This is a genomic window from Rothia sp. 110740021-2, from assembly GCF_054263775.1.
Window position 1 is genome coordinate 214,473 of sequence record NZ_JBSZFE010000002.1, and the last position, 13,606, is coordinate 228,078.

The following is a 13,606-nucleotide window of genomic DNA, read 5'->3' on the forward strand; positions in this document are numbered from 1 at the left end:
GTTCACGTGCTGAAATGGTGCATCGTACCTTCTGACCCTTTAGGATTGATGGGGTGAAGATACCTAAGCTACTTTCTCCCGCATCTGCCGCTCCGGCTGATTCGACCCGTTCTTCGTCTGAACATGGTCGTTACAGCCTCGATTCTCTGCTGGATGCGCTCGCTGTTGCCTATATTCGTGCCCCGCGTTGGGGTTGGTTGGCGCCTGCATTGATTGTGCTGGTTGCCGGCATTCTGCGTTTTTATAATTTGGCGCATCCGAATGCCATTGTTTTTGATGAGACCTACTACGCCAAGGATGCCTATTCGTATGTGCATTACGGCTATGAGCTGAGCTGGTCAAAGGAGGCTAATGCTTCCTTCGCTGCCGGTCACCCGTCGGGTCTGTTGACGGATTCGCCGGAGTATGTGGTGCATCCGCCGTTGGGTAAGTGGATGATTGCTGCGGGCATGGCGATTTTTGGTGATAATAATCCCTTTGGTTGGCGTGTTTCTGCTGCGGTGGTTGGCACCCTGTCGGTGGCGTTGATTGCCTATTCTGGCTGGTTGCTGTTCCGTTCGATGACTGTGGCGACTATTGCGGCGCTACTGGCTGCTGTTGATGGTCTGATGCTGGTGGAGTCTCGTCTGGCTCTGCTGGATATTTTCCAGATGTTCTGGATTTTGGCGACTTTTGTGTGTCTGGTGCTTGACCGTATTCAGGCGCGGGGTGTGTTGGCGCACCATATTGCGGAAGCAGCACGCCAAAATAGCGGTGTGCTTCCACCGACGCCATGGGGCCCGAGTATGGGTCTGCGTCTGTGGCGTTTCGCTGCCGGTGTATGTGCCGGCGCTGCGGTGGGCGTGAAGTGGAATTCGTTGTTCTTTATTGCGGCGATGGGTCTGCTGACGGTGTTCTGGGATATTAATGCTCGCCGTATTGTGGGTCTGAACAAGTGGGGTTTGACGGCGCTGGTGCGTGATGGCATCCCCGCATTCTTCCAGATGATTGGTGTGGGTCTGCTGGTGTATCTGAGCACTTGGGCGGGCTGGTTCCAGTCGTCGAATGCGTATTTCCGTCGCTGGGCGGTTGAGAACCCGGGTAAGGGTGTCATGTGGCTTCCTGAGGATTTGCGTTCCCTGTGGGAGTACCATGTCTCGGCGTTTAAGTTCCATTCTGGTTTGAGCAGCCCGCATACATATTCTTCGCAGGCGTGGCAGTGGCTGGTTTTGGGTCGCCCAACCTCGTACTACTATGAGTCGCCGCAGTTGGGTTCTTCGGGTTGTACCGTGAAGTCGTGTTCCGAGGCTATTTTGAATATCGGTAACCCGGCGATTTGGTGGGCTTTTATTCCGGCGATTATTGTGGCGCTTCTGATTCTGCTGCTGAAGCGGGATTGGCGTTTTGGTGCGCTGCTGGTTGTATTCGGTGCGGGCTATTTCCCGTGGTTTATGTACCCGACTCGCACGATGTTCTATTTCTATGCGCTGTCCTTTGAGCCGTTCCTGATTCTACTGTTGGCGGGTGTTTTGGGTCTGGCTCTGTCGGGTTCTCGCGGTTCGGTGTTGCGTGCTCGTTTGGGCGTGACGCTGGTGGCGATTTACCTGGTGGGTGTGCTGGTGTTGAGCGCGTACTTTATACCGTTGTGGACTGCTCAGGTGATTCCGTATGAGCAGTGGTATTCGCATATGTGGTTTAAGTCCTGGATTTAGGATAGCTCGGCTTTTGGGCTTGGGTTTTAGGCTGGGGGTCTAGGCTGAGGTTTTAGTCCTGGTTTTAGACCTGGGTCGCAGCGCGAGCGATGCGAGCTTAGGTATAACGAAGGAGGCTGGGTTCTACCGTGTGGTAGAGCCCAGCCCCCCTGTCATGCCCTTTCCGCGCTGGCTTGCATGGTGAAGTGGCTGATGATTTCTAGTTGTCACCGACTCGTGCGGAAGCAAGCTTGACGCGCAGCTCCTGGCGTTCCTGGCGGCGGCGTTCTGCCTTGAGCTTGCGGTATTTGGTGGGCCAGGTGGCCACGAGCAGGAGGGTAATCTGCGCTGCCATGAGGACCGCTACAGCGATTGCTGTATCGATCCAGAATTGCGGCGGGTAGAGGCGGATGAGCGAGCTTCGTACGGAAAACTCCCAGTTGCCCTGCGGGAAAAACACCTGATGGAAGGTGGTGAACAGCCATTCCCAATTGAAGAAGCCCATAACGCCGAGCACCGCGATGAGTCCCAGGGTAATCCAAGCGCCAGAGAAGAGGCTACGGCGGATGGTTCCGGGGGAGCGTTCACGCAGGGAGATGCTACTAAAGAGCGTCAGTAGGAAGAGCGCGGCAACAGCTATGATGGCGACAAGCAGTACCCACTTCACGTCGTGCATGTGGTTCACTTCTGCTTCGGTGAAGGCGAGGGTATTGTCGGCACCGGTGGTGACGCGGGCGAGGTATTCTCGCGGCGCGAAGTTGTTGATGTAGTCCACGCCGTAGGAGCCCAGGCGCATCCTCTCGATGAGGTAGTAGCCGTAGCTGTCTTCGGGGAATCCGGGGCGGTGGTATTCAAACCAGAGGAAGGGGGCGGAGGCTACGGTGCGGATCGCAATCATGAGTACGGTCAGCGGTACTGTGAGCGCGATGAGGGTTGCGCGGAGCTTGAGGAAGCGCGGGGTGTCTTCCACGGCATCTTCGCGGGCTGCGGCGCGTTCTGCTGCCTCGGGTGAGGCCGCCAGGGAGGACAGCGGCGCGTTGGGGTCTGCGACCGTTTGGGTGTGACCTGTACGGGTGGTTTCGGTGCGGTACTTACGTCCGGCGGTGGAGGCGCTTGCCGCCTCCGCGGTATCGATGGTTTGTGCTTCGACCGCATTTTTGGCTTCTGCTTCAGCGGCCTTCTGCATGGTTTCGCGATTGAGGTCGCTGAGCGTCGGGTTTTTGGGGGTGGTCTTCGAGTCTCGTACGAGGGGCACGAAACCGGTGGAGACGTTCGTGCGGGTGCGCACGCGGGTGCCGACGCCCTGTTCGCGTAGTTTGCTGCGTGCAGGGACGACGGGTACGCTCCCGGTGGGCAGGTCGAGTTCTTCGGCGACGGTGGGTACGTCTGCTGCAATGCGTCCGAAGGCGCCGGTGTACGGAGCCGGTTCGCTGGCTTTAATTTCAGCGCGTCGGGCGTGGAGTAGTTCTTCGGCACTGGTGCGACGGATGGCCGGGCGCAGTGCGCCCCACATCCCTCGGTGTGTTTCTTTGGTCATGGATCTCGCGTTCTTTTCGAGTGGTCGGTGTTTGGGTGAGTTGCGGGTGTCTATGCTATCTGCCAGTTTCTCATATGCAAAGAACCTTCCGCATGAATTCGCGGAAGGTTCTTTACATTCGGGTGTTTAATTCTTGGTTTTGAATTCTAGGATTCGGTGGTGTCTTGAACGGGTACCTTGTAGACCACTCGCCAACCCTGGGGTGCAGTCAGCCGTGCAGCGTGATGGTCGCAGAGGTCATAGGCGTGGGGTTCGCGGAATTCAGAGAGTGCATCGATAAGTGCCGTGGAGTCTGCATAGGAGTAGTGGAGAGTAACAGTCGCCTCTCGTTGGCAGGTCTGGCGGGAGCATAGTCGTGCAGTCTGCATGTAGGTGGTACCTTCCTGGCTTAGCTCGTCTGCTTGCGCAGTCGGCGGCGTTCACGTTCTGACAGCCCGCCCCAGATTCCGAAGCGCTCGTCATTGTCCATTGCATATTGTAGACATTCTTCGCGCACGGGGCATACGCCGCATACCCTTTTGGCGTCTCGGGTGGAGCCTCCTTTCTCAGGGAAGAAGGCCTCGGGGTCAGTTTGGGCGCAGAGCGCTTCAGCTTGCCAGGCGAGTTCTCCGTCTTCGCCTTCGGTTCCGTAGAGCCCTGCCGCGGCGGTCCACACGTCGGCGCAGGGAGGGGGGTTGAGCTGCTTGGCTCGTTCTGCTTCTGAGAGAAAGACATCGGCGATTTTTTCGAGGGGTGGAGTGGGATTCATGCTACGGTGCTGAGCGCCTGATGCGCGCGCGGCCGCGACGGAGCGGTCGGATGCAATGTAGGAGCCCATGGGTTTTCCTTCCGTGTTCTCATTGTGAGCATAATGAGTCTGCGGATCCGTCGTAGACGGAATCTTCATGTGTATGGTGTGGCATGGTTTGCTCTGGCCTCTACGGTCCCTTCCGGAGCAAACACGCTTATATATCTATTAGACGTGCGACACGCCGCTTCGTCAAACTAGACTTAATCAATGTTTAGATGTACTTGTTACAATCTTCATATTTAATGTGAATTTGACCTTTATATATTTTTCACCCCTTCACTTGCCCCCAGTCACATCTTGAGTCAGCCTCAAGTTTCCCCTTTTTAGGACCAGTTGCCACTGCATGCAAATTCAGTATCTTGACTCCAAATATAAGGAAAGTTACCCCTGCAGGAATCCCCCAAACCCCACTCCCAGAAATTTTCAGGACATTCAAAAAGAAAAGTTTATCTTTTCGATACCCATGCTCTGCATATTTTTTCCAGGCTTATTGCGAAACATTTATATTTCCAATTTATCTGCATGCCATATTTCAAAATAGGACCTTAGGTGGTCCAAAGGTTTTTCATCATTAGGTTTTTCAAGCACCCCTTAGAAGTTTTTACTTTACTTCTGTACTTTTCTAGCCCGGTAACGGTTACTCCCCTCCCCGCAGAACCACCCCTTTACCTCCGCTCCCTCTGAACCGTGAGGTAGAGTGAAACCCATGGTTATTCTCTCCCCCACCAGCGCTTCCGCACCCACGACTCTGAACCGTTTCTTCGAGAAACTCAGTGCTCAGCAGACCCCCGCCCTGATCTGGTATTCGGCGGCAGGCGAGCGCATTGAGCTCTCCGGCAGGGTCCTCATGAACTGGGTAGACAAGAGCGCAAACCTGCTGGTTGAAGAATGTGAACTGGCGCCCGATGAAGGTTTTGACCTGCAGGCTCCCCTGCACTGGCGCACTATTGTTCTGGGTCTGGCGGCACTACGCGTGGGCGCGATCCTTGATCAGGACGAGCCGCTGGTTGCTGCGGTCTGCACCGAGCAGGAGGCGGGCTACACGAATGACCCCGCGTACCTTCTGGCGGTCGACCGTGCACCGCTGGCTCTTTCCTACACCGACAATCTGCAGGCACTGGCTCCGCACGCCGAGGAGGTGCTCGATTACTGCGCCCTGGTGCGCAGCTTTAGCGACCAGTACTCGGGTCTGCTTCCCAATGATTCGGCAGAAATCATTGAGGGTTTCAGCTACGCGGAAGCCTACGAGCAGGTTCTTACGCAGGCACAGACCTATCGCACGGCGGGATACATGCTACCTTCGGGGCAGCGGGCGCTCGCACTGGAGTTGAGCCCCGACTACGGTTTTGATGCTTCAGAGGCGGCTCTGAGCGCTCTGCTGGAGGTGCTAGCTATTTTGGTTTCGGGGCATGCGGTGTTTGTGGCTGATCCGAGCGTCAACTGGCAGGATGGGCAGCTGGCGTCTCTGATGGTTGCTGAGCGTGCGGTCGAGCTTCCCCGCGCGTAGTACTCCTCCACTGTTACCCGAAAAATCGCACGGATGGCTAACGACCGCCCGGATCACCAACATGCACATAGGACTTTAAATGATCCATCCCCCGATACCGTTCGTATCGGGGGATGGATTGTTATGTAACGTTCTAACTATGCTGTTTCTACATTCCGAGGAGCTTAGTAGTTCTGCAAGCCGGGCTTCGGCTGCGCCTCGGATGCAGACGTCTCAAAGCGTGCCTTCTGCTTGGTGGGTTCTTCGCCTTCGAGAATGGCAGCAGCCTCATCAAACATGCGGCCGAGCTCTTCGTGATCGGTGCCTTCGCCCTTTTCAACCTGCTTGCGGTGCGATCCGTACACCCAGAATCGGTAGAGGAAGTAGCGAAGAATGGTACCCAGGATGGTACCGATAATCGTACCGGAGATGAAGGACGCCTCGGGGGTACGAAGGTTCAGCACGTAGGTACTGAATGCCACACAGCCGGCTTCGACGAGAATACCGAGCAGGTTCACCAGACCAAATTCGAGTGCTTCGCGCTTCCAGTTTTCGGAGCGGGAGTCGCGGAAGGTCCACAGGCGGTTCATGAGCCAGGAGAAGATGGTTGCGACAACACTCGCTACAATTTTCGCCTTGGTGTGGGACTCCGACATGATGGTCATCATCAGCACCCACACCGTCACAGAGTTGACGATGAAGGCGGCACCGCCCACGGTACCGAATTTGAGTACCTCAATACCGTAGCTGTCCCAGAGGGATTTCAAGCGTTCGGTAATGGTCAGTTTCGTCTGTGCACTCATGCGTGGCCTATCTAGCGGGATTTTATCAAAGAAAAAGGTGCCGATGCTGCAACGGTGAGCGTTGGTTACGTTGTCACTGCATGGTGCTTCGGTCTCTTTTACAAGCTCTTCCATGTTAATACAGTTCCGGTGCGTTGTTTGTCCCTCGGGGAGTTTTTCCATAGATCTCTCAGCCACCGAGTGACTCTTTTCATCATGCGCTGATAGTTTCGTCTCTGCCTGACCGTGCAGAAGGCAGGTTTTTACGATTTCTTCCGGCTTTTACGCCCAAATATTGGGCTCTACCGCCCAGTTAAACCCATTCTGTGACCTTAATGTGGTCTTGCTCCCATAAGCACTCTGAAACCGGTACACTTAGGTGCTGTGACTTACCCTGTGACTGGACCCGTAATTGGCGTCATCGGCGGAGGCCAGCTGGCCCGCATGATGGCTCCCGCAGCAACTAACCTTGGCCTGAACCTGCAGATTCTCGCGGAGGCGCCCACCGTTGGCGCCGTGGCAGCGGTACGTACCGCACCCGTCGGGGACTACAAGGATTTGGACACCCTCCGCGAATTTGCTCGCGGCAAGGATGTCATCACTTTCGACCATGAGCATGTGCCCACCGAATTTCTGCGCACCCTCATGGCAGAAGGCGTAAATGTACAACCCCACCCGGAGGCTCTGCAGTACGCACAGGATAAACTCCTCATGCGCCAGGCTGTCGAGCGTCTGGGTTTGCCGAACCCTCGCTGGGCTCAAGTGAGCACTTTGGATGAGCTGCTTGCTTTCGGTGATGAGATTGGCTGGCCCGTTGTGCTGAAGACCCCGCGCGGCGGCTACGACGGCAAGGGTGTACTCGTTCTGGATTCCCCAGAGGAGGCTCGCGAGCGCAGTGCTGCATGGTTTGAGCAGTTACCTTCCCGCACCGATTTCTCCGCTCTGCTTGCCGAGGAGAAGGTACCCTTCACCCGTGAACTCTCCGCATTGGTGGCTCGCCGTGAAAGCGGCGAGGTGCGCCCCTGGCCGGTTGTTGAGACGATTCAGGTGAACTCCATCTGTGACGAGGTTATTGCACCCGCACAGGACCTGGACCCCGATATCGCTGAGGCTGCCGCAGCCGCTGCGGTGACCATTGCCTCCGAGCTGGGCGTGACCGGTGTAATGGCAGCTGAGCTTTTCGAGGTTCCCGGCTCCCCCGCCGGCTTCTACATCAACGAGCTGGCGATGCGCCCGCACAACACCGGCCACTGGACTCAGGACGGCTCGGTGACCAGCCAGTTCGAGCAGCACCTGCGTGCGGTACTCGACCTTCCGCTGGGTGATACCTCCGTGCTGGAGGGTGTTGCCGTGATGAAGAACTACCTGGGCGGCGAGAACGAAGATATCTTTGGCGTCTACCCGCTGGCGCTTTCGGCTGAACCGCGCGCAAAGATCCACTTCTACGGCAAGGAGACTCGTCCGGGCCGCAAGATTGGTCACGTAAACATTACCGGTACGGTGGCTGAGCTTGAGGCGCTGCGCCATAGCGCCGCGAATGCCGCCTCCATTTTGCGTGACGGCCGCCCCCTGTAGCCCCTGTTTTAGCCGGTGCGTGGGGTGAGAGCATCCTGCGTATCCGACGCACCCTATTGATGGTGGTTCGCCACCGCATCCTGAAAGGATATGAGGATTATGTCTCAGTCTCCCTATGATTCTTCCCAGCCCATTGTTGGCATTGTGATGGGTTCGGATTCGGATTGGTCGGTCATGGAGGCCGCAGCCGAGGTTCTGGACGAGTTCGGCATCCCTTACGAGGCTGATGTTGTTTCTGCACACCGCATGCCCGAGGACATGATTGAGTACGGCAAGAAGGCTCACAGCCGCGGTATTCGCGTGATTATTGCCGGTGCAGGCGGTGCCGCTCACCTGCCCGGTATGCTCGCTTCCGTCACCGCACTACCCGTGATTGGTGTTCCGGTGCGCCTGAAGAACCTCGAGGGCATGGACTCGCTGCTGTCGATCGTTCAGATGCCCGCCGGTGTTCCGGTAGCTACCGTCTCCATTAACGGTGCTCGCAATGCGGGTCTGCTGGCTCTGCGTATTCTGGGTTCGGGTACTGATGCATTCGCTCAGCAGGTTCATACTGATTTGCGTCAGTTCTCTCAGAATCTGCGCCAGACCGCTATGGACAAGGGAGCCGCTCTGCGCGCCCGCCTTGCTGAGGCTAAGGCTAAGGCAGTAGCTGAGCGCGAGGCGGAGGAGAGCTCCTCTGCACCCCGGCCCACTCCCGATTCCGAAGCGTCGTCGGAGCCCCAGGCTTACGTCCCCTAAGCTCAGATACACTAGAAGGATGAGCAATATTCTTCAGTCCGATATTTGGGCGCGTTTTCAGGAATCTAATGGTCACACCGTAATCCGCAAGAGCGGTAACGGCTGGTCGTACCTTGCAACCGTTGAGGGGAGCGCTACCGGCCGCTACCTGTACAGCCCGTACGGACCGGTCGCCTCCAGCGCTGTGGCTTTTGATGAGGCTCTCGCGTCGTTGAAGGAAGAAGCCGCGAAGCATCGTTGCCTGTTTGTGCGCATTGAGCCGACTGAATCCGCTATTTGGGGCGATCAGGATGCGGCTGCTTTCTTGGCTCGTCGCGGTGCGGTTCTGGCTCCTCGCCAGGTGCAGCCCTCGCATACGCAGATTATTGATCTCTCGGGCACCGAGGACGAAATCCTCAAGGGAATGAGCTCCAGTTACCGTAATCGTCATCGTAATCTCCACAAGAAGGGCGTGACCATTGAGGTGTCGACCAATCCCTCGGATATGACGATTCTCTTCGGCTTCCTCGAGGAAACCGCGGACCGCAACGGTTTTAACCGTCAGCAGGATGAGTATCTGATGCAGGTTGCTCGGGTGCTGATGCCCGCCGGTGCGGCGTCCCTGTACATTGCGAAGTTGACCGATGAGAACGGTGAGAGCATCCCGATTGCGGCGGCATTTGTGTACGATTCGGATGACACCCGCACCTACGCGCACGCTGCGGCTTCTTTTGAGCACCGCAACCTTAGTGCAGGTGTTGTAGTAGTGACGAACTTCATCCTGGACGCTAAGCGCAAGGGTCTGAAGTACGTTGACCTGTTCGGTATTGCGCCGGAGGATCAGCCGGACCACGAGTGGGCTGGTTTCACGAAGTTCAAGAAGTCCTTCGGTGGCGAGTCTGTGGAGTACCCGGGTACCTGGGATGTTCCGGTGTCCTCGCTGGGTTACCGCGCCTACACGCTGGCGTACAAGGCTCGTCCGGCAGTTCGTGATGCTGTGTCGAAGGCGAAGGCGAAGGTTCAGTCTTTCCGCTCTCGCTAACGGGTTCAGGCGCACCGTTACTGGGGCGTATCCTGAGAACTAAAAGCTAAATACATGAGGGAGCCGCCCTCACCGAGTTCTTCGGTGGGGGCGGCTCCCTGTGTATGTTATGCGCAATGTTTGAGGAGTCTTGACGCGGCTCCTCAGCCCTTGCGGGGGCGAAGATTACTGCTCTTCGAAGATTACTGCTCTTCGGGGCTCTTGGTGTGTGAGAGGATCTCGCGCAGGCGGGAGAGGCGGTGCTCAGCCTCGACGGTACGCACGGTGCCCGAGGAGGAACGCATAACCAGCGACTGGGTGGTCACAACGTTCTTGCTGTAGCGAACGCCGCGCAGCAGCTTACCGTCGGTGATACCGGTTGCGGCGAAGAAGCAGTTGTCGCTGGTGACCAGGTCGTTGGTGGTCAGCACGCGGTCGAGGTCGTGGCCGGCTTCCAGTGCCTTTTCGCGCTCTGCCTCGTCGGTCGGTGCCAGGCGGCCCTGGATGACGCCGCCGGTTGCCTTGATAGCGCAGGCTGCGACAACGCCTTCGGGGGTGCCGCCGGTGCCGAGCATCAGGTCCACACCAGTGTTCTCGCGGCAGGCTGCGATAGCACCTGCAACGTCACCGTCGAGGATGATGCGGGTACGAGCGCCTGCCTCACGGATTTCCTGAATCAGCTTAGCGTGGCGGGGGCGGTCCAGCACGCAAACGGTTAGCTCGCTGACCTTCTTGCCCTTAGCCTTAGCAACCAGGTGCAGGTTCTGCTTGACGGGCAGACGCAAATCCACGAATTCTGCGGCGTCAGGGCCGGTGACCAGCTTCTCCATGTAGAACACTGCGGAGGGATCGAACATGGTACCGCCGTCTGCCACAGCAATCACGGAAAGAGCGTTGTCCATACCTAGTGCGGTCAGGCGGGTGCCGTCGATGGGATCCACTGCCACGTCGAGGGAGGGGCCGGAGCCGTCGCCGACATTCTCACCGTTGTACAGCATGGGGGCTTTGTCTTTTTCACCTTCACCGATAACAACGGTGCCGTTGAAGTTGACGGTGGAGAGGCGGTAACGCATTGCATCTACGGCTGCACCATCTGCGAGGTTCTTTTCGCCTGCGCCGACCCAGGGGCCTGCAGCAATTGCTGCTGCTTCAGTCGCGCGAACCAGTTCCATTGCGAGGTTGCGGTCGCCGTGGTTATTATTCGTAGTCATAGACTCACCTTCGAGGATTCTGAGTACATCCGTCGGCTGGCTGGTTCTTTCCAGCACGAAGTCGCCGACGCAGTAGTGCTCCTTTCAGGATAGCGCGCGGGCGCTTCGTTTTTCTTGTTCTGAACGAGTTTGCGTGCGTGTTGACTTTATCGTGAGCAGATGCGGCAAATCTGTGAGGGCTTCATCTCTCTTTATGCATCTTTTTGTACTCTTGGGCACGGGAAGGTGTGCCGAACTAGCTATTTTTTGCATTTTTAAGGCATATTTGAGATAGGTTATTTCACGGGACCCCGGAACCAACCTGAGCTTCAGTATGAGCGATTGAAGCTTCCCCACTACCGCTCACAGAAACGAGCGGGTGAGCATATACGAGTTCCTATCCCTGTCCGCTAAGGAGCATCACATGGCTGGCATTCAACCGACTCCCGCTGAGGCGTGGAGGCGTCTTCGAGACGGCAACCGTCGTTTTATTGAGGGCAGTAACGAGCACCCCAACCAGGACACGATTCGCCGTACCGATTTGGCGTCGGGGCAGTTCCCATTTGCCTCAATTTTTGGTTGCGGTGACTCTCGTCTGGCCGCGGAGATTATTTTTGATCTGGGTCTGGGCGACGCATTCGTGGTGCGTACCGCCGGCCATGTGCTGGAGAATGCTGCTCTTGGTTCGCTCGAGTATGCGGTCGATGAGTTTGAGACCCCTGTCGTGATGGTTCTTGGCCACGACTCCTGTGGTGCGGTCACTGCTGCTAGCAATGCCCTAGACTCCGGTAGGATGCCACACGGCTTCATCCGTAACCTGGTGCAGCACATCCTGCCTTCGGCAATGTCTCCGAAGCTGCCGGAGAACCCGACCGTCAACGACATGGTGCGTGAACATACCCGCCAGACCGCTATCCGCATTATTGAGCAGTCCCACATCATTTCGGATGCAGTGGTTGAGGGCAAGGTCGCCGTGATTGGTGTCTTCTACCATCTGAAGGAGGGTAAGGCGGAGCTGGTGTTCACTTCACAGGACCTAACCTTGCCTGAGGAGAAGAACGGCGCGCAGAACCCGCTGACTCAGGCGCTTCCGGTGGTCGTGAAGACCCCCCCGCGCGTTGTGGTTGCTGAGAACCTGGACTAGATTTCTTCTTCACTCGTTACGAGCCGTAGAGCGAGAACCCACATACTCACACTGAAGAACAGATTTTTCTATGGGATACCCCCGCCACGGTAGAGTGTTCACACATCTGCCGGGGCGGGGGGTTTTACACGCCTTCTCACGCCGCAAAATTTATAAGCGTTTTTCCTCATTTGACACCTTTTCGAGGCGACGTAAGCCACTTTGAACGCCTATCCTAGAGGTATGGCTGAAAACATTGAATACCGCATTGAACATGACACCATGGGCGAAGTTCGCGTTCCGGCTGATGCACTTTACCGTGCACAGACCCAGCGCGCAGTCGAGAACTTCCCGATTTCGGGTCAGACCCTCGAATCCGCCCATATTCGTGCGCTTGCCCTCGTGAAGAAGGCAGCCGCGACCGCCAATGAGGAACTCAAGGTGCTCGACGCTGAGCGCGCCCAGGCTATCCGCGACGCAGCGGATCTGGTAGCAACCGGTGACTACGACGCCCACTTCCCCATTGACGTCTTCCAGACCGGTTCCGGTACCTCCTCGAATATGAACGCGAACGAGGTCCTGGCAACCCTGGCAACCCGTTCCCTGGAGTCCAAGGGCATTGAGGTTCACCCCAACGACCACGTGAACGCATCCCAGTCCTCTAACGACGTCTTCCCCACCTCCGTGCACGTTGCTGTGACCGAGGCTCTGGTAAAGGACCTGATTCCTGCTCTCGAGGTGCTCGCTGAGTCCCTGGAGCGCAAGTCCGCAGAGTTCAGGGACGTTGTGAAGTCCGGTCGTACCCACCTGATGGACGCAACCCCCATCACCCTGGGCCAGGAGTTCTCCGGTTACGCCGCAACCGTACGTTACGGCATTGAGCGTGTGAACGCTTCCCTGCCCCGCGTAGCTGAGGTTCCCCTCGGCGGTACCGCTGTGGGTACCGGCATTAATACCCCGGACGGCTTCTCCGCTCGCGTGATTGAGCTACTCGCTGAGGAGACCGGCCTGCCCCTGACCGAGGCTCGTAACCACTTCGAGGCTCAGGCTAACCGTGACGGTCTGATTGAGGTTTCCGGTCAGCTGCGCACCCTGGCGTACGGTCTGATGAAGATCAGCAACGACATCCGCTGGATGGGTTCGGGCCCGAACACCGGTCTGGGCGAGCTACATATCCCCGATTTGCAGCCCGGCTCCTCGATTATGCCCGGTAAGGTCAACCCCGTGATTTGTGAGGCTACCATCATGGTTGCCGCTCAGGTTATCGGTAACGACGCAACCATTGCTCTGTCATCCACTAACGGCGCGTTTGAGCTGAACGTGGGTATCCCGGTGATGGCTGCTAACCTGCTGCAGTCGATCCGCCTGCTCGCTAATGTTTCTCGCGTTTCGGCTGAGAAGATGATTGACGGTCTGACCGCTAACGTTGACCGTTGCCGCTTCCTGGCTGAGGCTTCGCCGTCGACCGTGACCCCGCTGAACAAGCTGATTGGTTACGAGGCTGCTGCGAAGATTGCTAAGTACTCGGTGGCTCACAAGGTGACTGTCCGTGAGGCAGTTGTGGCTCTGGGTTATGTGGAGCGCGGCGAAGTGACTGAGGAGCAGCTGGATGCGGCTCTGGACGTCACCAAGATGCTGGGCAACTTCTAATCTCACCCGCCTGAACCTCCTCTGAGGTTCGCGGCTTAACCATAGAGGGAGGGGCGACTCGCCAT

General features: G+C 57.2%; 12 protein-coding genes. 7 read left to right on the forward strand and 5 right to left on the reverse strand.

Annotated elements, in window-relative coordinates; translation table 11 throughout:
• The first annotated feature begins 53 nt into the window (after positions 1-53).
• Positions 54-1,691 (forward strand): dolichyl-phosphate-mannose--protein mannosyltransferase, encoded by a 1,638-nt coding sequence (locus ACUXHH_RS06860; protein ID WP_458391106.1) that lies wholly within the window; start codon positions 54-56, stop codon positions 1,689-1,691.
• A 199-nt stretch (positions 1,692-1,890) separates the two neighbouring features.
• On the opposite strand, the gene ACUXHH_RS06865 is transcribed toward ACUXHH_RS06860, so the two are convergent.
• The 3 genes from ACUXHH_RS06865 to ACUXHH_RS06875 form a co-directional block, all read right to left on the reverse strand.
• Positions 1,891-3,207, reverse strand: a complete 1,317-nt coding sequence (locus tag ACUXHH_RS06865; protein ID WP_458391107.1) for a DUF1461 domain-containing protein — start codon at positions 3,205-3,207, stop codon at positions 1,891-1,893.
• Positions 3,208-3,353: 146 nt separating this feature from the next.
• Positions 3,354-3,575, reverse strand: coding sequence for a DUF3499 family protein (locus ACUXHH_RS06870; protein ID WP_049362309.1), 222 nt, complete (start codon positions 3,573-3,575; stop codon positions 3,354-3,356).
• A gap of 20 nt (positions 3,576-3,595) precedes the next feature.
• On the reverse strand, positions 3,596-4,024 hold the full coding sequence (locus tag ACUXHH_RS06875) for a WhiB family transcriptional regulator (protein WP_279741790.1): 429 nt from the start codon (positions 4,022-4,024) through the stop codon (positions 3,596-3,598).
• Positions 4,025-4,703: 679 nt separating this feature from the next.
• Between ACUXHH_RS06875 and ACUXHH_RS06880 the strand changes: the two genes are divergently transcribed.
• Positions 4,704-5,504 (forward strand): TIGR03089 family protein, encoded by an 801-nt coding sequence (locus ACUXHH_RS06880; RefSeq protein ID WP_458391108.1) that lies wholly within the window; start codon positions 4,704-4,706, stop codon positions 5,502-5,504.
• A gap of 164 nt (positions 5,505-5,668) precedes the next feature.
• On the opposite strand, the gene ACUXHH_RS06885 is transcribed toward ACUXHH_RS06880, so the two are convergent.
• A complete protein-coding gene (locus ACUXHH_RS06885) occupies positions 5,669-6,286 on the reverse strand; it encodes a GtrA family protein (RefSeq protein WP_458391109.1) in 618 nt (205 codons plus the stop codon).
• A gap of 363 nt (positions 6,287-6,649) precedes the next feature.
• On the opposite strand from ACUXHH_RS06885, the gene ACUXHH_RS06890 reads away from it, so the two are divergent.
• From ACUXHH_RS06890 to ACUXHH_RS06900, 3 genes are all read left to right on the forward strand, one after another.
• The gene (locus tag ACUXHH_RS06890) at positions 6,650-7,840 is read left to right on the forward strand and encodes a 5-(carboxyamino)imidazole ribonucleotide synthase (RefSeq protein ID WP_279754293.1); all 1,191 of its coding nucleotides are present in this window, start codon (positions 6,650-6,652) and stop codon (positions 7,838-7,840) included.
• 99 nt (positions 7,841-7,939) lie between these two features.
• The gene (gene purE, locus ACUXHH_RS06895; RefSeq protein WP_458391110.1) at positions 7,940-8,578 is read left to right on the forward strand and encodes a 5-(carboxyamino)imidazole ribonucleotide mutase; all 639 of its coding nucleotides are present in this window, start codon (positions 7,940-7,942) and stop codon (positions 8,576-8,578) included.
• A 19-nt stretch (positions 8,579-8,597) separates the two neighbouring features.
• Positions 8,598-9,599, forward strand: coding sequence for a lipid II:glycine glycyltransferase FemX (locus ACUXHH_RS06900; RefSeq protein ID WP_458391111.1), 1,002 nt, complete (start codon positions 8,598-8,600; stop codon positions 9,597-9,599).
• A gap of 182 nt (positions 9,600-9,781) precedes the next feature.
• Here the strand turns inward: ACUXHH_RS06900 and glpX are convergent, their stop codons facing one another.
• On the reverse strand, positions 9,782-10,789 hold the full coding sequence (glpX, locus tag ACUXHH_RS06905) for a class II fructose-bisphosphatase (protein WP_005508933.1): 1,008 nt from the start codon (positions 10,787-10,789) through the stop codon (positions 9,782-9,784).
• Positions 10,790-11,192: 403 nt separating this feature from the next.
• Here glpX and ACUXHH_RS06910 point away from each other — a divergent pair, with 403 nt between their 5' ends.
• A complete protein-coding gene (locus ACUXHH_RS06910; protein ID WP_279741781.1) occupies positions 11,193-11,912 on the forward strand; it encodes a carbonic anhydrase in 720 nt (239 codons plus the stop codon).
• A gap of 222 nt (positions 11,913-12,134) precedes the next feature.
• Entirely contained in the window at positions 12,135-13,541 is a 1,407-nt protein-coding gene (locus ACUXHH_RS06915) for a class II fumarate hydratase (RefSeq protein WP_458391112.1), read from the forward strand.
• The last annotated feature ends 65 nt before the right edge of the window (positions 13,542-13,606 follow it).